Origin of the sequence: Streptomyces sp. NBC_01288 (assembly GCF_035982055.1) — a bacterium.
Classification (GTDB): domain Bacteria; phylum Actinomycetota; class Actinomycetes; order Streptomycetales; family Streptomycetaceae; genus Streptomyces.
This window is the reverse complement of sequence record NZ_CP108427.1, coordinates 2,568,708-2,589,545: the sequence shown is the minus strand read 5'-3', so window position 1 is coordinate 2,589,545 and position 20,838 is coordinate 2,568,708. Positions and strand designations below refer to the sequence as shown.

Sequence of the window (20,838 nt, the reverse complement as noted above, 5' to 3'; positions counted from 1 at the left end):
CGCGCTTCCCCAGCTCAGAGGCCCAGTAGACGTTACGAGGCAGGCCCACCGTGTTCCTGACGATCAGTACCACCGGCACCCCCGAACGCCCCGCCACCGACCTCGGTTTCCTGCTGCACAAGCATCCCGACAAATCGCAGGCGTTCTCCACGTCCTACGGCAAGGCGTACGTCCTCTACCCCGAGGCGGATTCCGTGCGGTGCACGGCAGCGCTGTTGCTGGAGGTCGACGCGGTGGCGCTGGTCCGGCGCGGCAAGGGCAAGGGGCGCGGTGGCGCGCCCGACGCGGCGCTCGCGCAGTACGTCAACGACCGTCCGTACGCGGCCTCTTCGCTGCTCGCCGTGGCCCTGAGCGCGGTCTTCTCCAGCGCCATGCGGGGCGTGTGCAACGCCCGCCCCGAGCGCGCCGAACAGCCGCTGCCGCTGCGCATCGAGGTGCCCGCGCTGCCCGCCAGGGGTGGTCCCGATCTCGTCCGGAGCCTCTTCGCGCCGCTCGGCTGGACCGTCACCGTCGAACCGGTCGCGCTGGACGCCGAGTTCCCCGAGTGGGGCGACTCGCGGTACGTCAGCCTCGTACTGGAGGCGGAGACGCTGACCCTCGCCGAGGCGCTGCGGCACCTGTACGTCCTGCTGCCGGTGCTCGACGACGCCAAGCACTACTGGGTGGCGTCCGACGAGGTCGACAAGCTGCTGCGCGCCGGTGAGGGCTGGCTGCCCACGCACCCGGAGCAGAAGCTCATCACCAGCCGCTATCTGTCCCGGCGTTGGTCCCTGACCCGGGAGGCGATGGAGCGCCTGGAACTGGTGCGGCTCGCCGAGGCCGACGACAGCGAGGTCGAGGAGATCGACAACGCCGTCGAGCCGGAGACCGAGGCCGAGGAGAAGCCGACACCGCTCGCCGTGCGGCGCCGGGACGCGATCGTCGAGGCACTCAAGACGTCCGGTGCCGGCCGCGTGCTCGATCTCGGGTGCGGGCAGGGGCAGTTGGTGCACGCGCTGCTCAAGGACACCCGGTTCACGGAGATCGTCGGCACCGACGTGTCGATGCGCGCGCTCACCATCGCGAGCCGCCGCCTCAAGCTCGACCGCATGGGGGAGCGGCAGGCCTCGCGCGTCCAGCTCTTCCAGAGCTCGCTCGCCTACACCGACAACCGCCTCAAGGGCTACGACGCCGCCGTGCTCAGCGAGGTCATCGAGCACCTCGACCTGCCTCGGCTGCCTGCCCTGGAGTACGCGGTGTTCGGCGCCGCCCGCCCGCGGACGGTCGTCGTCACCACCCCGAACGTCGAGTACAACGTCCGCTGGGAGACCCTCCCCGCCGGACACGTCCGGCACGGCGACCACCGCTTCGAGTGGACGCGCGCCGAGTTCGGGGAGTGGGCCGGGAAGGTCGCCCAACGGCACGGCTACGACGTCGAGTTCGTACCGGTCGGACCCGACGACCCCGAGGTGGGACCACCCACCCAGATGGCCGTGTTCAGCGTGAGCACCGTGAAGGAGGAGAAGGCCGCATGACGAACGAGACCCCCGCGAAGGTACGTACCCTGCCCGTCACCGACCTCTCCCTCGTGGTGCTGATCGGCGCCTCCGGCTCGGGCAAGTCCACTTTCGCGCACCGGCACTTCAAGCCGACCGAGATCATCTCCTCGGACTTCTGCCGGGGCCTGGTCGCGGACGACGAGAACGACCAGAGCGCCAGCCGGGACGCCTTCGACGTCCTGCACTACATCGCCGGCAAGCGCCTCGCCGCAGGCCGCCGCACGGTCGTCGACGCGACCAACGTCCAGCAGGACGGCCGACGCCAACTGATCGACCTGGCAAAGCAGTTCGACGTGCTGCCCATCGCCATCGTGCTCGACGTACCGGAGGAGGTCTGCGCCCAGCGCAACGCCTCCCGCGTCGACCGCGCCGACATGCCGCGCCGCGTCATCACCCGCCACACCCGCGAACTCCGGCGCTCCCTGCGGGGTTTGGAGCGTGAGGGCTTCCGCAAGGTGCACGTCCTGCGGGGCGTCGAGGAGATCGACCACGCCACGATCGTCACCGAGAAGCGCTACAACGACCTGACCCACCTCACCGGCCCCTTCGACATCATCGGCGACATCCACGGCTGCGCCGCCGAACTGGAGACCCTGCTCGGCAAGTTGGGCTACGACGACGGCGTCCACCCGGCGGGCCGCACGGCCGTCTTCGTCGGCGACCTCGTCGACCGCGGCCCCGACTCGCCCGGCGTGCTGCGCCGCGTGATGTCCATGGTCGGCTCGGGCGACGCGCTGTGCGTACCGGGCAACCACGAGAACAAGTACGGCCGTTACCTCAAGGGCCGCAAGGTCCAGCACACCCACGGCCTGGCCGAGACGATCGAGCAGATGGAGGGGGAGAACGAGGAATTCCACGCCCAGGTACGGCAGTTCATCGACGGACTCGTCAGCCACTACGTCCTCGACGGCGGCAGGCTCGTGGTCTGCCACGCCGGCCTGCCCGAGAAGTACCACGGCCGCACGTCGGGCCGGGTCCGCTCGCACGCGCTCTACGGCGACACCACCGGCGAGACCGACGAGTTCGGCCTGCCGGTGCGCTACCCGTGGGCCGAGGACTACCGGGGTCGCGCGGCCGTCGTCTACGGCCACACCCCGGTCCCCGAGGCCAGCTGGCTCAACAACACGATCTGCTTGGACACGGGTGCCGTCTTCGGCGGCAAGCTGACCGCCCTGCGCTGGCCGGAGCGGGAGTTGGTCGACGTACCGGCCGAGCAGGTCTGGTACGAGCCGACCCGCCCGCTGCGGACCGAGGCACCCGGCGGCCACGACGGCCGCCCGCTCGACCTGGCGGACGTGCACGGCCGCCGGGTGGTGGAGACCCGGCACGCCGGCCGGGTGTCGGTCCGCGAGGAGAACGCGGCGGCGGCCCTGGAGGTCATGAGCCGCTTCGCGGTCGACCCGCGCCTGCTGCCGTACCTCCCGCCGACGATGGCCCCGACGGCGACCTCGCACGTCGAGGGTTATCTGGAGCACCCGGCCGAGGCGTTCGCGCAGTACGCCGACGACGGGGTCGCGCGGGTCGTGTGCGAGGAGAAGCACATGGGTTCGCGGGCGGTGGCGCTGGTGTGCCGGGACGCGGAGACGGCGGCCAAGCGGTTCGGTGTGGACGGCGGGCCCACTGGGTCCCTTTACACGCGTACGGGCCGTCCCTTCTTCGACGACGCGGCGGTGACCGAGGAGATCCTGGGGCGGCTGCGGACGGCGCTCGACGAGTCGGGCCTGTGGGCGGAACTGGACACCGACTGGGTGCTGTTGGACGCGGAGTTGATGCCGTGGTCGCTGAAGGCGTCCGGGTTGCTGCGCGGTCAGTACGCGGCGGTCGGCGCCGCGGCCGGTGCGGTGTTCCCGGGTGTGCTGGGCGCGCTGGAAGGCGCCGCGGGGCGGGGGGTCGACGTGGACGCGCTGCTGTCCCGGCAGCGTGAACGCGCCGCGGACGCCTCGGCGTTCACCGACGCCTACCGTCGCTACTGCTGGACCACGTCCGGCCTCGACGGTGTCCGGCTCGCCCCGTTCCAGTTCCTCGCGGTCCAGGGACGCAGCCTCGCCGACCTCCCGCACGACGACCAACTCGCCCTGCTGGACCGGCTCGTGGAGCACGACAGCACCGGCCTGCTCCAGACCACCCGTCGGCTGTACGTCGACACCGGTGACCCCGAGTCGGTACAGGCCGGTGTCGACTGGTGGCTGGAGATGACCGGGCGGGGTGGCGAGGGCATGGTCGTCAAGCCGGTCGGCGCGGTCGTGCGCAGCGAGGCGGGCCGACTCGTCCAGCCCGGTATCAAGTGCCGGGGGCGGGAGTACCTGCGGATCATCTACGGTCCGGAGTACACGCGTCCCGACAACCTCGCCCGGCTGCGGGGGCGCTTCCTCAACCACAAGCGGTCCCTGGCGATCCGGGAGTACGCGCTCGGTCTTGAGGCGCTGGACCGGCTGGCCGAGGGCGAGCCGTTGTGGCGGGTGCACGAGGCGGTGTTCGGGGTGCTGGCGTTGGAGTCGGAGCCGGTGGATCCGCGGTTGTGACGGTGCGGGTGGGGGTGGTCGTCCTGGGGGCTCCGCCCCCAGCCTCCCGTTTCCCACCCACCCACCCGTTAGCCCACCAACCGCAACCGTCCCTCACAAACCCCCACCCGAACCCCCTGCCCCCAGGTCAACTCCACCGCATCCCCCTCCATCCCGTCCCCGAACACAACCAACCCCTCCGACTCAACGGTGAGTTGAAGCCCAGCCGATCCGCTCAGCTCACCCGCCACCAGCGACGTCCCGGTGACAGGCGACGGCCACGCCTCCCGTACGAACCACACCAGCCTGTCCTCCGAAGGGTGTGGCAGGGACAGGGAACTGCCCCGTTCCTGCCACACCGACCGGAGCCAACCCGTGGCCCCGGTGCCCGTTCCCACGAGCACCCCGGAGGACGCCTGGGCCTCGACGACACCCCCGTCGCCCTCCAGACCCAGGCGGTATCGGGCCGTCTGATGACCGACGGCTCCCAGATAGATCTCGTTGAGCGCGACCAGCCGCTGTGTGTCGTCGGCGACGGCCTCGACCATGGTCAGTTCGTCCACACCGGTGCCCGGCGCGTGCGCGGAGGGCAGCAGCGAGGCCGCGGCCGACGGACGGTGTCGAAGCCCAACACCGGTTGCCCGGCGAGGTACTTGGCGACGTTCGCGACCAGCCCGTCCTGCCCGACGACCAGCACCACGTCCTCCGGAGCGAACAGGAACCGGTCCAAGTCGCCCCGCTCGACCTGGGTCTGACGCCAGGTCAGGGGGATCGCCGACGACACCTCGGCCAGCGCCCGCCGGGTCCGGCGGTGCCGTTCGGCGACCTCCTCGATGTCCCGGCCCCGCGACCGGAGGAAGTACGCGGCCTGGCCGTGCGTCCCGTGCCGGGCGACCAACTCCTCGTACTCCGTGGTCCGGTGGACGAGGACGGCCCGCGGCGCGAGGCTCACGCGCCGACCTCGCCGCCACCGGCACCGAGCCTGCTGAGCAGCCCCGTCAGCACGTCCGGCGAGATCGTCACGCTGTCGATGTTCGGCAGGTTCTCCGCGAGCCGGGTCCCGGTGAGCGCGTTCAGGGTCGCGACGTCGACGTCGGAGTGCACCCGCAGCCACGCCGCCTGGGCGTGGGCCCGCGCGTCACCGACCTCGCGCGCACCCTCGGCCTCGGCCCGAGCGAGCCGTACGGAACGTGCCGCCTCGGCGTCGGCGAGCCGTACCGTACGGGTCGCCTCCGCCTCGGCCCGTACGCCGTCCGCGGCCGCGTGCTCCTCGGCCTCGCGGCGGGTGTTCGTGCCGCGCTGGTCGACCAACTGCTCCTCGCGGCGGGCGAGTTCGATCTGGCTGTCGAGTTCGTTCTCGGCGATCGCGCGCTCGCGTTCGACGGCGACGGCCCGGCGTTCGTAGGTGGCCTTGTCCGCCTCCTGCTGGATCTGTTCGCGGGCCGGGGTGCGCAGTGCCCGTTCCACCTCGGGCTCGGGGCGGATGGCCATCACGCGGACGGCGACCACCTCGATGCCGGTGGCCGGGAGGCGGGGTTCGGCGCCGAGGCCCGCCGCGATCCGTTCCCTTACCGCCGTCACCCCGTCGACCAGCGCCGCCGCGAGGGGAGTTCGGGCGAGCACGGCCAACGCGTGCTGCTGAGCCGTCTCGGTCAGCAGGGTGCCCAACTGCTCAAGAGGTGCCCCTCGCCACACGCCCGTGTCCGGGTCGACGGAGAAGTCGAGGCGGGCGGAGGCCAGGGCCGGGTCGCTGATGCGGTAGGTGACGGTCGCCTGGACCGCCACGTCCTGGAAGTCGGAGGTACGGGCGTGGAAGGTCATGGCCAACTCCCGGTCGTCGACCGGCACTTCGGAGAGCGCGGCGGTCAACGCGCGGAACCAGAAGCTGAGTCCGGGCCCGTCGTGCAGCAGCGTGCCCGAGCGGTGGTGTCGGATGTGCGCCGTAGGAGCCCCGCGCAGGTGGCGCCAGCCCAGGCGCCGGGTGATGTCGGCCATCAGAGTCCCTCAGATCCCGTCAATTCCCGTGGGATCCGGTCAGATCCCGCATCGATCTCGTCAGTAAGACGATAATCGCCCGGCCCACTTGTCGTCAAGGGGACGAAAACAAGGGGCGGCAAGTGAAGTGGTGGCGGTAGGTGAAGTAAGGGGGTGAACTCGGCCGTAGATGGTCAGGATGGAGACATGGCACTCCATGTCGACTCCGAGACCGGGCGGCTCCGCCGCGTCATCCTGCACCGGCCGGATCTGGAGCTCAAAAGGCTCACCCCCAGCAACAAGGACGCCCTTCTCTTCGACGACGTGCTCTGGGTGCGCCGGGCGCGCGCCGAGCACGACGGCTTCGCGGACGTGCTGCGCGACCGGGGCGTCGCCGTCCACCTCTTCGGCGACCTGCTCGCCGAGTCCCTGGCGATCCCGGCGGCCCGCGCGCTCGTCCTGGACCGCGTCTTCGACGAGAAGGAGTACGGCCCCCTCGCCACCGACCACCTCCGCGCCGCCTTCGATGCCCTGCCCGCACCCGAACTGGCCGAGGCGCTCGTCGGCGGCATGACCAAGAGGGAGTTCCTGGAAGCCCACGCGGAACCGACCTCCGTCCGCTTCCACGTCATGGACCTCGACGACTTCCTCCTCGCCCCCCTCCCCAACCACCTCTTCACCCGCGACACCTCCGCCTGGATCTACGACGGCGTCTCCGTCAACGCCATGCGCTGGCCGGCCCGGCAGCGCGAGACCGTCCACTTCGAGGCGATCTACCGGCACCACCCGCTCTTCCGCAGCGAGAAGTTCCACGTCTGGTCCGAGGGGCAGGCCGACTACCCGTCCACCATCGAGGGCGGCGACGTACTCGTCATCGGGAACGGCGCGGTGCTCATCGGCATGAGCGAGCGGACCACCCCGCAGGCCGTCGAGATGCTCGCGCACAAGCTGTTCGCCGAGGGCTCCGCGCAGACGATCGTGGCGCTCGACATCCCCAAGCAGCGCGCCTTCATGCACCTCGACACGGTGATGACGATGGTCGACGGCGACACCTTCACCCAGTACGCGGGGCTCGGCATGCTCCGGTCGTACACGATCGAACCGGGCGTCGGCGACAAGGAGTTGAAGGTCACCGACCATCCGCCGGAGCACATGCACCGCGCGATCGCCGCGGCCCTCGGGCTTGACGCGGTCCGCGTCCTGACCGCCACCCAGGACGTGCACGCGGCCGCGCGCGAGCAGTGGGACGACGGCTGCAACGTCCTCGCCGTCGAGCCCGGCGTCGTCGTCGCCTACGAGCGGAACGCCACCACCAACACGTATCTGCGCAAGCAGGGCATCGAGGTGATCGAGATCCCGGGGAGCGAGCTGGGCCGGGGGCGGGGCGGGCCGCGCTGTATGAGCTGTCCCGTCGAACGAGATGCCGTATAGAAATTCTATGCATCGTATAGAATTCCAAACGTAAGCATCTGATCCCCTGTACCCGCACCGATGGAGCGCCCCCATGGCGACAGTCCCGACCGCCCTCGCCGGCCGCCACTTCCTCAAGGAGCTGGACTTCTCCGAGGAGGAGTTCCGCGGTCTGATCGAGCTGGCCGCCGAGCTGAAGGCCGCCAAGAAGGCCGGGGGCGAGACGCGGTACCTGTCGGGGAAGAACATCGCGCTCATCTTCGAGAAGACCTCGACGCGCACGCGCTGCGCGTTCGAGGTCGCCGCGGCAGACCAGGGTGCCTCGACGACCTACCTCGACCCGTCGGGCTCGCAGATCGGGCACAAGGAGTCGGTGAAGGACACCGCGCGCGTGCTCGGTCGTATGTTCGACGGCATCGAGTACCGCGGGGACAGTCAGGCGGCCGTGGAAGAGCTGGGCGCGTACGCGGGTGTGCCCGTGTACAACGGCCTCACCGACGACTGGCATCCCACCCAGATGCTCGCCGACGTGCTCACCATGACCGAGCACAGCGCCAAGCCGCTGAAGCGGATCGCCTTCGCCTACCTCGGCGACGCCCGCTTCAACATGGGCAACTCCTACCTGGTCACCGGCGCGCTGCTCGGCATGGACGTACGGATCGTTGCCCCGAAGTCGTACTGGCCCGCCGAGGAGATCGTCACCGCCGCCCGCGCGCTCGCCGAGCGGAGCGGTGCGCGCATCACGCTCACCGAGGGGATCGAGGAGGGGGTGGCGGGCGCCGACTTCGTCGTCACCGACGTGTGGGTCTCCATGGGCGAGCCCAAACAGGTCTGGGACGAGCGGATCACGGCCCTCGCGCCGTACGCCGTGACCATGGACGTCCTGCGGGCCACCGGCAACCCGGACGTCAAGTTCCTGCACTGCCTGCCGGCCTTCCACGACCTCGGCACCAAGGTCGGCCGCGAGATATACGAGACCCACGGTCTCGACTCGCTGGAGGTCACGGACGAGGTCTTCGAATCCGCCCACTCGGTCGTCTTCGACCAGGCGGAGAACCGACTGCACACGATCAAGGCCGTGCTCGTGGCCACACTGGCCTGACCGGCGCGTACGCCGCCCGGCGGCCTATCCCGCCGGACGCCACTGCTCCGGTACGACGGGCAGCCTGAACCACACCGCCTTGCCGGACTCGGTCGGGCGGTGGCCGCACGACGAGCTGAGGGCGCGGATCAGCAGCAGGCCGCGCCCGTGCTCCTGCCAGGGGTCGGGGTCCTCCTCGGCGGGCTTGGTCAGAGTCGCGGGCGGCTCCGGGTCGGGGTCGTGCACCTCGACCTGGCAGCCGGTGGGCAGCAGCTCGACCACGAGCTCTATGGGGGCGTCACCGGCGGTGTGCTCCACCGCGTTCGCGACCAGCTCCGCCGTCAGCAGCTCCGCGGTGTCGCTGTCGGCCGTGTACTTCACCTCGGACAGAGCCGTACGGACCAGTGCGCGGGCCACCGGCACGGCCGCGGCGGTGTGCGGCAGTGCGATGCGCCAGGAGGCGGAGGCGGAAGGGCGTTCTTGCAAGGCGGGTCCGTTCATGGAGCAGGCTGTCCTGCTTTCAACTATATGAATGGTACGGCGCCCTTTGTCAGGGTCTCTCGACGGGCACCGCCCGGGACTTTTGGCCCCGTGTCGAGCGGCATACCCCGTTCAACGGGCACTTCCGCACAGCTGCTCCCGTTGTTACCGCGCTATTGACGACTCGTGACGGACGCGACGGCAACAGGTCATTTCGACGGGCTGTTCAGGCCGGGCGCGAGAACGCCCTCGGACCCCGTCAGCAACGGGGTCCGAGGGCGTTCTGCGGGCGAGAGTCAGGCGAGGTCGGCCATCCCCGCGGTGAGCGTCGCGCCGTCCGCCGGGTCGATCACCAGGAACGCGCCCGTGCGGCGCGAGACCGCGTAGTCGTCCAGCGCGAGCGGCTCGGCGGTGCGCAGGGTGATCCGGCCCAGGTCGTTCGCGGTCAGCTCGGCCGCGCCGCTGAGGTCCTTGACGATCGCCTTGACCGTCCGGGTCGTGTGCCGCACCAGCACCCGGTCGCCGACCCGCAGCGGCCGGTCGGCCAGATGGCATACGGCGGCCCGCACGTCCTGGGTGAGCGTGGGCGCGTCGGCCCCGGCGGTGATCATGTCGCCGCGCGCCACGTCCCGTTGATCCGCGAGCCGCAGACCGACCGACTGCGGCGCGTACGCCACCTCGGCCTCGGTGCCGAGCACGGAGATCCCGGTGATCTCGGAAATCTCACCGGAGGGATGCACCGTCACCCGGTCACCGACCCGCAGCGAACCGGACACCAACTGGCCGGCGTACCAACGGACTTCACCGTCCCGGATGACGTACTGCACCGGGAAACGGGCCGGTGCGTCGGACGGGTCCGCGCCGACCGGGACGTCCTCCAGGAACTCCAGCAGCGCCGGACCCTCGTACCAGTCCATGTGCGCCGAACGGTTCACCACGTTGTCGCCGACGAGCGCCGACACCGGGATCGGTGTGAAGGAAGGCAGCCCCAACTCGGCGGCGTGGCCCGCGAATTCCTCGACGATCCGCTCGAACACCGGCTGCCCGTACCCGACCAGGTCCATCTTGTTGACGGCCAGGACGACGTTCGGCACCCGCAGCAGCGCGGCAACCGCGGCGTGCCGCAAGGTCTGTTCGACGATGCCGTTGCGAGCGTCGACCAGGATGATCGCCAACTCGGCAGTGGAGGCGCCGGTGACCATGTTGCGGGTGTACTGCACATGGCCCGGGGTGTCGGCGAGGATGAACCGCCTGCGCGGGGTGGCGAAATAGCGGTACGCCACGTCGATGGTGATGCCCTGTTCCCGCTCGGCGCGCAGCCCGTCCGTGAGGAGGGCGAGGTCGGGAGCGTCCTGACCGCGATCGGCCGACACCCGCTCCACGGCGGCCAGTTGGTCGGTCAGCACCGACTTGGAGTCGTGCAACAGCCGCCCCACGAGCGTGGACTTGCCGTCGTCGACCGAACCGGCCGTCGCGAACCGCAGCGTGTCGATGGTGATGGTGCTCATGGCTAGAAGTACCCCTCGCGCTTACGGTCTTCCATCGCGGCCTCGGACAGCTTGTCGTCGGCGCGGGTGGCGCCGCGCTCGGTGACCCGGGAGGCGGCGATCTCGGCGATGACCTGCTCCAGCGTGGCGGCGTCGGAGTCGACGGCACCGGTGCACGACATGTCACCGACGGTCCGGTACCGCACCTGGCGCTTCTCGACGGTCTCGCCCGCCTTCGGGCCGCCCCACTCACCGGCGGTCAGCCACATGCCGCCGCGCGCGAACACCTCGCGGTAGTGGGCGAAGTAGATCTGCGGGAGGTCGATGCCCTCGCGGGCGATGTACTGCCAGACGTCCAGCTCGGTCCAGTTGGAGAGCGGGAACACGCGGACGTGTTCGCCGGGTGCGTGCCGTCCGTTGTAGAGGTTCCACAGCTCGGGGCGCTGGCGGCGAGGGTCCCACTGCGAGAACTCGTCGCGGAGGCTGAACACCCGCTCCTTGGCGCGCGCCTTCTCCTCGTCGCCGACCGCCACCGAACACGGCGTCGAAGCGCTCGCTCTGGATCGTCTCCGTCAGCGGCACGGTCTGGAGCGGGTTGCGGGTCCCGTCGGGGCGTTCGCGCAGCACACCGCGGTCGATGTAGTCCTGTACGGAAGCCACATGGAGCCGCAACCCATGTGCGGCGACCACACGGTCCCGGTACTCAAGGACCTCGGGGAAGTTGTGTCCCGTGTCCACATGCAGCAGCGAGAACGGCACCGGCGCGGGCGCGAACGCCTTCAACGCGAGGTGCAGCATCACGATCGAGTCCTTGCCGCCGGAGAAGAGGATCACCGGCCGCTCGAACTCACCCGCCACCTCACGGAAGATGTGCACGGCCTCGGACTCAAGAGCGTCCAGGTGGGAGAGCGTGAAGGGTTCTGTGGTCGTCACCGCGCTCATCACACCAACCCCCGCTCGGACAGCACCGCGTACACCGCGTCCGCCGACTCCTGCGGGCTCTGTATCTGCGTCGGCAGGGTGAGCGCCGGGTCCGTGGGTGGTTCGTACGGGTCGTCGACGCCGGTCAGGCCGGTGAGGTGACCCGCGGCCTGGCGGGCGTAGAGGCCCTTCACGTCGCGCTCGCTGCACACTTCGACGGGGGTCGCGACATGCACCTCGATGTACGGCGTCCCGCTCGCCTCGTGGCGCTTGCGGACGGCCTCGCGGCTGTCGGCGTAGGGGGCGATCACCGGGACGACGGAGAGCACGCCGTTGCGCGCGAGCACCTCGGAGACGAGGCCGATGCGCTGGACGTTGGTGTTGCGGTCCTCGCGGGAGAAGCCGAGGCCGGCCGAGAGGAAGCGGCGCACCTCGTCGCCGTCGAGGACCTCCACGCGATGTCCCTCGGCTCTCAGCCGCTCCCCGAGATGCTGGGCGATCGTCGTCTTACCCGCGCTCGGCAGTCCGGTGAGCCAGACGGTGGCTCCCTGAGCCCGTGCCGTGGTGGTCATGCGCAACAGTCCTCTTTCTTACCCGACGAGCGACGCGTCGAAGGCTAGGTAAGAACTCTGAGAGGACCTGCTAAGGAACCTGAGGTTTGGCTGAGTAGCCGCCGTCACACGCCCGCGAACGCCGCCCCCGCGTCCCGCAGCCGCTCGTGCAGCGCGTGGAACACCTCGGCCGAGCGGGCGCCGGGCCAGTCCCGGGGGAGCAGGCTCGCGGGCAGGCCGGGGTCGGCGTAGGGGAGGTGGCGCCAGGAGTCCAGGGTGAGGAGGTAGTCGCGGTAGGCGTCCTCGGGCGGGGTGTCCGCGCGCTGCTCCCAGGCGTGCAGCACGGGCGCGTGGCGGTCCAGGAACGCCTGGTGCTGGGCGGCGATCGCGGGCAGGTCCCACCAGCGGGCCACGGCCTCGGCGGTCGCCGCGAAGCCGAGGTGCTCACCGCGGAAGAAGTCCACGTACGGGTCGAGGCGCAGCCGCTGGAGGATGTGCCGGGTCTCCTCGTACAGCCGGGCGGGTGCGATCCAGACGCCCGGGGCGGCGGTGCCGAAGCCGAGGCCGGACAGGCGGGAGCGCAGGACGTGCCGCTTCTGCCGCTCGGACTCGGGTACGGAGAACACCGCGAGCACCCAGCCCTCGTCCTCCGGGGGCGTGGTCGCGTAGACGCGTCGGTCGCCGTCGTCGAGCAACTGCCGTGCCTCGGGCGAGAGTCGGTACCCGGCGGCGCCTTCCGCCGTACGGGCGGGCACGAGCAGCCCGCGCCGTTTGAGCCGGGACACCGACGAGCGCACGGAGGGCGCGTCGACACCGGCCGCGGCCAGGAGCCGGATCAGTTCCGCGACCGGAACCGGGCCGGGCACGAAGCGGCCGTACGCGCCGTAGAGCGTGACGATGAGAGACCGTGGAGCATGCTGGTCGGACACGTTGATCATCTTAGGCCGACGGCATCGCTGCTGGTCACCTCGGGTGCGTAACCCGAACTCTCACGGTCCGCTGGTCACCGCGAGGGGCGGGAACGGTCAGGCGGCGACGGCGAGTCGGTCCGCCGGGACCCGGTGCGGGGCGACGATCCGGCCGTCGGGGAGAACGGCGCCCAGGTCGTCGAAGACGATCGCGCCGTCGCACAGCAGCGTCCAGCCCTGCTCGGGGTGGGCGGAGACGATGTGCGGGGTGGTCGTGTCGGCGGCGGTCACGGGGCACGAGGACTGGTGGGAACACATGGCGTACCTCCACGTCGGATGCGATCCGTTCCGGCGGCTCCGTCACCGCCCGCATCGCATATACAGACCATCCTCCCGCCGCGAACTCATCGGAACCGCCCGCTGTGAAGCGTGACAACACGCGGACAACACTCGGACGGTTCCACGACGCTCGGTGCGGACCCGCCACCTGAGGAGTGACGATCGAGACGCTCCGTGCGGACTCGCCACCGAAGGAGTGAGGGTCACGGGAGTTGGGCCCGTCGCCCGGTACCAGTGGAGGCCCCGACTCCAGGAGGTACTCCCATGTCCCTGCGTTCCGTCCTCGGCACGGCGGCCGGTGCCGCGCTGCTCCTGCTGGCCGCCGCCCCCGCCGCGACCGCGTCCGCCGCCCCGTACGAGACGGTGACGGTCGACCCCACGGGCACGATCGCCCCGGACGGCACCGTCACCCTCTCCGGCACCTACCGCTGTCTCGGCAACTCGGGTGCCGTCTTTGTCAGTTCCTCCGTCTCCCAGGGCGAATCCCCGGTGCGGCACGGCATCGGCGGCACCCGCGCGGTCTGTGACGGTATGGAGCACACCTGGCAGAACTCGGGCAAGCCGTCGTCCGACCCGCTCACCCCCGGCGCCGCCCAGGTCGAGGCCACCGTGATGGAACTGTCCTCCGGCGGAGGCCTGCCGCTGCCCCGCTTCCACGCGGAGCAGCGCCAGGACATCACCCTCACGAAGAGCTGAACCCACGGTCGGCGGCAGCGGTGCCGGATGCCTCCAGGACGGGTGCGGCGTCCGGCACCGGCCGCCGGTCGGACGTGTACCCATAGTGCCGGGGTGAATGATCCGAAGCGCCATGAGGAGACGGCCGAACTGGCGGGACCGGGCGACCGCTTGAAGGTCTGCCGATGCCATCGCCCGGGGAGGCACGAGGAGTTGGCGCTCCTGCCGACGCTGGCCGTCGACGGCGCGGTGTACGGGGTGACGAAGTCCTGGTGGCTGACCGCGCCGATCGCGGTGCTGGCCCTGGTGGCGTCCTTCAAGGCCCTCCGGCGTATCCCGCCCCGCAAGGGACTGCGCCAAGTCGTCCTCCACGACGGCGGGTTGCTGCCCGCCTACGCCGACAGCCCGCCCCGTATCCGAAGAAGAAGCGGCAGCCCCTGGTGCTGATCCACGTCGTACGGCAGTACGCCCTCGCCAAGGCCGTCGAAGAGGCGCTGCGCCCAGGGCTGTTGGACCGTATGCGCGGCACGCTGGACGCCGAGGGGCGCGTCGGGCCGGGGAGCCTCGCGGTGACCGAGACCGGGCTGGTGCTGCCGGGGCCGGTCCGGGGCGGCGCGGAAATCGCCCTGGAACGAGTCGAGTTGGACGAGACCTGGGCCGACGGCCGCACGAAGGTGTGGATACGTCCGCGGCACGCGAAGGAGTGGCGGGTCGAGGTCCGCAACGCGACCGTCGTGCGTGACTTCATCGAGGAGACCCGGTCGCTGTCCGCCTGGCCGGCCCCGTGCCCGCACCCTCAAGGGGTGCGGGCCGAAGGGGAGTTGGGCTCGGCTCCGTCAGTGCTGGGTGTTGCTGGCCCAGATCGCGGTCGAGCCGCCGGAGTAGATCACCATGTTGCCGTCGCCCTGGAGGCGGAGGATCGAGCCGTCGTGGCCGCCGGTGTTGCTGGCCCAGACGGGCTTGTCGGCGGAGGTGTAGACGACGAGGTTGCCGTCCGCCTGGAACACCGCGTGGTAGTTCGAGCCGAAGGTCATGGTGGCCCAACGGGCCTTGTTGTTCTCGTCGTAGAGGACGAAGTTGCCGTCGGTCTGCATGCGCAGCCGGGCCTTCTTCGCGTTGATGGACTGGCCCGCCTTCAGCACGCGGGTGGCCGTGACGAGGACGTCCGACGGGTACGAGGACTTGGACGTCGTGGTGGTGCTCGACTTCGTCCCGGACTTGGTCGTCGTGGACTTCTTCGTCGCCTTCGCCGTCGGCTTCTTCGTCTTCTTGATCGTCGTCGGCTCGCTCACCGGCTGCGCGACGGTCGTCTTGCCCGACGAGGTCTTGTGCGGTGTGGCGATCTTCGGTGTGCTGTGCCCGGTGGGGGCGGTCGGGGTGCCCGAGGCGTACGCCCCGCCCGGCGTCGACGCGCCGTCGCCGAGGATCGTGCCCGCCTGGTCGGCGACCACCCGGTCGTGGCTCTCCGGCGTCCGGTCCCGGCTCATCAGCAGCCCCGGTACGGCGATCAGCAGCGCGCCGAGCACGGCCGCACCGGCCAGCAGCGGGCGGCCCGGGCGGCCGACGGACGCGGCCGCCGTGCTTCCGGGGGTCGGTCCGTCGCCCTCGGGCACGCTCGCGGCCAGCGCCCCTGCGGGCGCCTCGGCCTCGGCCTCCTGCCGCGCCGCGCGGGCGGCTGCGGATTCCGGGCCGGCCGGTCCCGCGGGTTCGTCCGGCGTACGGCCGCTGCCGGCGAGCGCTTCGGCCTCCGCCGCCGAGATCGCGGGACGGGTCGGCTCCGCCGCGACGGACTCCGCGGAGACGGTCCCGGGAGACCCGAGCGAACCGGCCGCTCCCGAACGGGACTTGGGTGCCCCGCCCGCCGTACTCGCGGCCGATGTCCCGCTCGCCGTGGTGGAGGCTTCCTCGGCGGACGCCGCCGCTGATATCGATGTCGGTGCCGTCGGGTCCGCCGCCGTCGCCTCCCCGGCCGGGGCACCCGTCACGGAATTCGCTGCCGCGTTCTCTGCCGCCGTTTTCCGCGCGGCCGGTCCGGTTCGGTCTGTCATCCGCCCTGTCCGCTCTCATTCGCCCAGCAGTTCGTCGTACGTCTGTGTGCGCAATCCTATTCACGTCTCTTCACGCGTATGCGCCAACAGCGGTTCCTTTCACCGGAGTTAACAATCGTCACGCACAAGCCCCGGCGCTGGTAAGGCCGTTGCGCAACAGCCCATAATTCGCCGTACGGCACTCTTGTGCCGCAGCGCGCGCACCCGTCGCGAACGTTCCGCTTTCCGGACCGGAGTGGGAACGCGCGTGCGGGGACGGCATGATGGGGTTACCGCAACCGACAGGTGCCGACACGAGGAGGTCAGCTGAGTGCGCCAGGTACTGACGGTCTGTCCGGAGGGCACCGGGGACGCCCGGACGATCGGAGAGGCCCTGGCGAGGGCGCGCGGAGGCGCGGTGCTGAGTGTGCGCCCGGGGACCTACGAGGAGAACCTCGTCGTCACCACCCGGGTCACCATCGTCGCCGAACAGGCGCGCGGCACCGTCCGGTTGGCCCCGCGCAAGGGCACCGTGATCTCGCTGCGCGTCGACGCGGTGATGCTGACCGACCTGGTGGTCCAGGGCCACGACGAGGAACACCCGGCCGTGGACGCCTCGCACGGGCAGGTCGCGATGCAGGGCTGCGATCTGTCCGGCGCCTCGTGGACGACCGTACTGGCGCGCAACTCCGGCTCGTTGGCGATGCGCGAGTGCCGGGTGTCGAATCGCACCGGTGCCGGTGTCGTGGTCACCTCGTCCACGGAGAGTTCGCTGGAGTCCTGCACCTTCGAACACTTCGGTACCAGCGGGGTGGTGATCAGTGAGCGCGGCCGGGCCACCCTGCGCGGCTGCACGGTGCGGGACGCGCGCGGCAACGGCGTGCTCGCCAACGGGGATGCGCAAGGCTCCGTCGAGGACTGCGACCTGGCCTCAACGGACAAGCCCTCGCTGGCACTTGAGGAGCGCAGCGCGATACGCGTGCTGCGGACCGTGGTCCGCGACACCTCGATCGGCGTGCACATCACCAGCACCGCCCGCTGCGAGCTGGAGGAGGTGCGGGTCACCGGCTCCAGCGGCCCCGGCATCATCGTCTCGCACGGCTCCGACCCGGTGCTGCGCCGCTGCCGCACCGCCCGCACCACGGGCAACGGCCTGCTGGTGACGGACCGTTCGCGCGGCACGTACGAGGACTGCTGGCTGACCGGCGCCCAGATGGCGGCGCTGCGCGTGGCCGGGGCCTCCTCGCCCACGCTGACCTCGCTCACCGTCCGGGACGGCGAGTCGGACGGCGTGCTGCTGGAAGAGGACGCGGCGGCCGAGCTGGAGCGCGTGGAGATCATCGACGTCAAGGGCGCCGGTGTGGTGATCCGCGGCAACGCCAACCCGCTGGTGCGGCGCGCCAGGATCACCGGGGCCGGTGGCTCCGGCGTGTCGGTGCGCGACGGCGGGCGCGGCCGGGTGGAGGACTGCACGGTGGAGGCACCGGGCGGCGCGGGCGCGGAGGTCGCGGCGGGCGGCAACGTCTATCTCGCCGGATTCCGGGTCAACAACCCCGGCGGTGCCGGTCTGGAGATCGGCGGCGAGGGCACGGCGGCGCTGCGTGACGGCGAGCTGGTCTCGGCCGGCGGCTGCGGTGTACTCGTGGACACCGGCGGGGAGTTGACGGCGAACCGGGTGCGGACCGCCGCGTCCGCCGAGCACGGTTTCCTGGTCCGCGACGGCGGCCGGGCCTCCCTGAACGGCTGCGAGGCGGCCGGCAACGACCGCGACGGCATCCGCGTCGAGTCGGAGGCCCCGGTCTCCGTGGTGGGCTGCACGGTCCGCGACAACAAGGGCGGCGGCCTCGTGCAGGCCAAGGCGGGCGGCCGGCTCGCGGTGGAGAACCTCATCAGCACCGGCAACGAGTCCCGCGACGCCTGGGGCTTCGGCGAGGCCGAGGGCACCGACCCGGCGGGCACCGTGTCCGCCTCGGACGGCCCCGGCCGCCCCGACGGACCGATGGCCGCGCTGGAGAGCCTGATCGGCCTCGACAACGTCAAGGAACAGGTCCGCACCCTCGTCAACCTCACCCAGCTCGCCGCGCGCCGCGCCCAACTCGGCATGTCCGCACCGCCGATGAGCCGCCACCTCGTCTTCGCGGGCCCGCCCGGTACGGGTAAGACCACCGTCGCCCGCCTCTACGGCACGATCCTCGCCGAGCTGGGCGCCCTGCGCTCCGGACACCTCGTCGAGGTCTCCCGCGCCGACCTCGTCGCCCAGGTCATCGGCGGTACGGCCATCAAGACCACCGAGGCCTTCGAACGGGCCCTGGGCGGTGTCCTGTTCGTCGACGAGGCGTACACCCTCACCTCCGACTCCCGTGGTTCCGGGGCCGACTTCGGGCGCGAGGCCGTCGACACCCTGCTGAAGCTGATGGAGGACCACCGCGAGGACGTCGTCGTCGTCGCGGCGGGCTACTCCGACGAGATGCGCAGCTTCCTCGGCTCCAACCCCGGTCTGGCGTCCCGCTTCTCACGCACCGTCGAGTTCGAGAACTACTCGGTGCCGGAGCTGGTCGAGATCATGGAGAGCATGTGCGTACGCCACCAGTACGCACTCGCCGACGAGACCCGACTCGCCCTCGCGGTGCACTTCGAGCGCATACCGAAGGACGCCGGGTTCGGCAACGGCCGTGCCGCACGGCAGGTGTTCGAGGAGATGGTGGACCGGCAGGCCGTACGGCTGTCCGCGCTCACCGACGTCACCGAGCAGGACCTCTCGCTCCTGCTGCCGCAGGACATCAGCGAGGAGGCGGCCCGCACCGCCGCCGACGGCCCGAACGCCGTCGACTCCGGCGACGACGCGCTGAGCAGGCTGGACGCGCTGGTCGGACTGCACGCGGTGAAGCGGGACGTCACCGACCTCGTCAACCTCGTGTCGACGGCCAAGCAGCGCGAGGCCGCCGGACTCCCCGTGCCCCGGCTCAGCCACCACCTCGTCTTCACCGGCCCGCCCGGCACCGGCAAGACCACCGTGGCGCGTCTCTACGGCGAACTCCTCGCCTCCCTGGGCGTGTTGCCGCGCGGCCAGCTCGTCGAGGTGTCCCGCGCCGACCTCGTCGGCCGATACGTGGGCCACACCGCGCAGTTGACCCGCGAGGTCTTCGAACGGGCCCTGGGCGGAGTGCTGTTCGTCGACGAGGCGTACACCCTCACCCCGCGTGAGGCGTCCGGCTCCGACTTCGGCCGGGAGGCCGTGGACACCCTGCTGAAGCTCATGGAGGACCACCGCGACAAGGTGGTCGTCATCGTCGCCGGGTACACCCAGGAGATGGAGAACTTCCTGGCCTCCAACCCGGGCCTGTCCTCCCGCTTCTCGCGCCGGGTCGAGTTCGCCGACTACTCCTCCGACGAGCTGGTCACCATCGTCCGCGAGCACGCCGTACAGCTCGGCTACGAGTGCGCGGCCGGACTGGGACCGGTCCTCCGCCAGTACTTCGACGGGCTGCCCCGCGACCGCTCCTTCGGCAACGCGCGCACCGCCCGCCAGATCCTGGAGCGGATGATGACCCGACAGGCGGGCCGACTCAGCAGACTGGCCGTCCCCAGCCTCGACGACCTGCGGCTGCTCCTCCCGGAGGACCTCGCCGACCCGACGGCCGCCTCCCCGACCTCCAGCGGGGCGGCCCGGGCATGACGACGACCCACCACAAGGCCGTCGCCGCCGGTCTGGCACTGCTGCTGACGGGTGCCGCGAGCGCCGTCGGCGCCGGATCCGCGACGGCGGCCGACGGCACGGTCCAACTCCCCGTACTGGCGTCGCAGTTGGACGCCGACGCGGCCTGCGCGACGGGCTCTGACCAGCGCGCCACCGACGTGCCCTGGGAGCAGGTCTCCCTCCAGCTCAGCCGCACCTGGCCGTTCGCGTCGGGCACCGGGGTGACCGTCGGCGTGGTCGACACCGGGGTCTCGTCCTCCGCACCCGCGCTCAAGGGCCGGATCACCGCGGTCGGCGACGCCGGGACCGACTGTGTGGGACACGGCACCTTCGTGGCCGGGCTGGTCGGCGCGGCCGTAGCGGACGGTGTGCGGTTCGCCGGGGTCGCGCAGCAGGCGCGGATCCTCGCGGTGCGGGGCAGTGACGCGCGGGGGAAGGTCACCGCGGACCGGGTCGCGGAGGGCATCCGGGCCGCCGTGGACGGCGGTGCCGAGGTGGTGACGGTGTCGGCGGCGCTCGCGGCCGACAGTGCCACGCTGCGCTCCGCCGTCGCGCTGGCCGCGAAGAAGGACGTCCTGGTGATCGCGGCGGCCGTACCGGACACACCGGCGACGGCGACCTCGACGGACACTCCGCCCGCCCGCGACTACTACCCGGCCGCCGACGACGGAGTGCTCTCCGTCCTCGACGTCGACGTCTCCGGCAAGCGGCCGACCGGCGCGTACACGACGCCCAGCGCGTCGATCGCCGCGCCCGGGGACGGAGTTGTCGGCATCGGCCCGAAGAAGGCCGGCCACTACATCGGCTCCGGCGCGTCACTGGCCGCCGGTTTCGTGGCGGGGGCGGCGGCGCTGGTGCGCTCCGTCCACCCGGACCTGACGGCCGCCCAGACCGCGACCCTCCTCCGCACCTCCGCCTATCCGGCCGACGTACCTCGCCTCGACCCGTACGCGGCGGTCACCTCGGTCCTGACCGGCACCGCCACCGCACCGTCCCGGGGCGACGCGGGCACCCCGGTCCACCTCCCGGCCGACAAGGCGGCAGGCCCCCTCCGCCGCGCCCTGTGGCCCGCGTCGGCGGGCCTCGCCGTGATCATCGCGGTGGTGTGGCTGGGCTTGATCCTGCCCCGGGGACGCCGCTTGGGCTGGCGCCCGTCGCGGCCGGAGCGTACGGCCGGTCCCGGGCCCGAGGGCGCGGAGAGCCCGGTTCCGGTGGGCACCGGCGCCCAGGGGACCTCGGAGAGCTGACG

Annotated in this window: 15 protein-coding genes and 2 pseudogenes; 8 read left to right on the top strand and 9 right to left on the bottom strand. The window is 71.4% G+C overall.

Annotation, left to right across the window (positions count from 1 at the left end; all coding sequences use genetic code 11):
* Window positions 1-50: 50 nt before the first annotated feature.
* Both OG194_RS11055 and OG194_RS11050 read left to right on the top strand, forming a co-directional pair.
* Entirely contained in the window at window positions 51-1,514 is a 1,464-nt protein-coding gene (locus OG194_RS11055) for a 3' terminal RNA ribose 2'-O-methyltransferase Hen1 (protein ID WP_327400694.1), read from the top strand.
* Window positions 1,511-4,060, top strand: coding sequence for a polynucleotide kinase-phosphatase (locus OG194_RS11050; protein WP_327400693.1), 2,550 nt, complete (start codon window positions 1,511-1,513; stop codon window positions 4,058-4,060). The genes OG194_RS11055 and OG194_RS11050 overlap by 4 nt, the downstream gene beginning before the upstream one ends.
* Before the next feature lie 68 nt (window positions 4,061-4,128).
* Here OG194_RS11050 and OG194_RS11045 read toward each other — a convergent pair.
* Window positions 4,129-4,991: pseudogene (locus OG194_RS11045) on the bottom strand (hypothetical protein).
* Entirely contained in the window at window positions 4,988-6,034 is a 1,047-nt protein-coding gene (locus tag OG194_RS11040; protein ID WP_327400692.1) for an SPFH domain-containing protein, read from the bottom strand. Before OG194_RS11040 ends, OG194_RS11045 begins: the two are co-directional and overlap by 4 nt.
* 186 nt (window positions 6,035-6,220) lie before the next feature.
* On the opposite strand from OG194_RS11040, the gene OG194_RS11035 reads away from it, so the two are divergent.
* Window positions 6,221-7,444 carry an arginine deiminase gene (locus OG194_RS11035; protein WP_327400691.1) on the top strand — a complete coding sequence of 408 codons (1,224 nt, stop codon included), beginning with the start codon at window positions 6,221-6,223 and terminating at the stop codon, window positions 7,442-7,444.
* A 73-nt stretch (window positions 7,445-7,517) separates the two neighbouring features.
* On the top strand, window positions 7,518-8,525 hold the full coding sequence (argF, locus tag OG194_RS11030; RefSeq protein ID WP_327400690.1) for an ornithine carbamoyltransferase: 1,008 nt from the start codon (window positions 7,518-7,520) through the stop codon (window positions 8,523-8,525).
* Between the two features lie 24 nt (window positions 8,526-8,549).
* On the opposite strand, the gene OG194_RS11025 is transcribed toward argF, so the two are convergent.
* The 6 genes and pseudogenes from OG194_RS11025 to OG194_RS11000 form a co-directional block, all read right to left on the bottom strand.
* The gene (locus OG194_RS11025; RefSeq protein WP_327400689.1) at window positions 8,550-9,005 is read right to left on the bottom strand and encodes an ATP-binding protein; all 456 of its coding nucleotides are present in this window, start codon (window positions 9,003-9,005) and stop codon (window positions 8,550-8,552) included.
* Window positions 9,006-9,280: 275 nt separating this feature from the next.
* Window positions 9,281-10,492, bottom strand: coding sequence for a sulfate adenylyltransferase subunit 1 (locus tag OG194_RS11020; protein ID WP_327400688.1), 1,212 nt, complete (start codon window positions 10,490-10,492; stop codon window positions 9,281-9,283).
* Window positions 10,493-10,494: 2 nt separating this feature from the next.
* Window positions 10,495-11,413, bottom strand: a pseudogene (gene cysD, locus OG194_RS11015) (sulfate adenylyltransferase subunit CysD).
* Window positions 11,413-11,964: an adenylyl-sulfate kinase gene (gene cysC / locus OG194_RS11010; RefSeq protein ID WP_327400687.1), complete on the bottom strand. Its 552-nt coding sequence runs from the start codon at window positions 11,962-11,964 to the stop codon at window positions 11,413-11,415. The pseudogene cysD and the gene cysC overlap by 1 nt, the downstream one beginning before the upstream one ends.
* 104 nt (window positions 11,965-12,068) lie before the next feature.
* Entirely contained in the window at window positions 12,069-12,881 is an 813-nt protein-coding gene (locus OG194_RS11005; RefSeq protein WP_327400686.1) for a PaaX family transcriptional regulator, read from the bottom strand.
* Between the two features lie 87 nt (window positions 12,882-12,968).
* Window positions 12,969-13,169: a DUF5999 family protein gene (locus OG194_RS11000; RefSeq protein ID WP_019065069.1), complete on the bottom strand. Its 201-nt coding sequence runs from the start codon at window positions 13,167-13,169 to the stop codon at window positions 12,969-12,971.
* Between the two features lie 285 nt (window positions 13,170-13,454).
* On the opposite strand from OG194_RS11000, the gene OG194_RS10995 reads away from it, so the two are divergent.
* Both OG194_RS10995 and OG194_RS10990 read left to right on the top strand, forming a co-directional pair.
* Window positions 13,455-13,886, top strand: coding sequence for a DUF6299 family protein (locus OG194_RS10995; protein ID WP_327400685.1), 432 nt, complete (start codon window positions 13,455-13,457; stop codon window positions 13,884-13,886).
* A 93-nt stretch (window positions 13,887-13,979) separates the two neighbouring features.
* Window positions 13,980-14,312, top strand: coding sequence for a hypothetical protein (locus OG194_RS10990; RefSeq protein WP_327400684.1), 333 nt, complete (start codon window positions 13,980-13,982; stop codon window positions 14,310-14,312).
* Between the two features lie 389 nt (window positions 14,313-14,701).
* On the opposite strand, the gene OG194_RS10985 is transcribed toward OG194_RS10990, so the two are convergent.
* Window positions 14,702-15,913, bottom strand: coding sequence for a hypothetical protein (locus tag OG194_RS10985; protein WP_327400683.1), 1,212 nt, complete (start codon window positions 15,911-15,913; stop codon window positions 14,702-14,704).
* Window positions 15,914-16,223: 310 nt separating this feature from the next.
* On the opposite strand from OG194_RS10985, the gene OG194_RS10980 reads away from it, so the two are divergent.
* On the top strand, window positions 16,224-19,568 hold the full coding sequence (locus OG194_RS10980; RefSeq protein WP_327400682.1) for a right-handed parallel beta-helix repeat-containing protein: 3,345 nt from the start codon (window positions 16,224-16,226) through the stop codon (window positions 19,566-19,568).
* Window positions 19,565-20,836, top strand: a complete 1,272-nt coding sequence (locus OG194_RS10975; RefSeq protein ID WP_327400681.1) for a S8 family serine peptidase — start codon at window positions 19,565-19,567, stop codon at window positions 20,834-20,836. The genes OG194_RS10980 and OG194_RS10975 overlap by 4 nt, the downstream gene beginning before the upstream one ends.
* The last annotated feature ends 2 nt before the right edge of the window (window positions 20,837-20,838 follow it).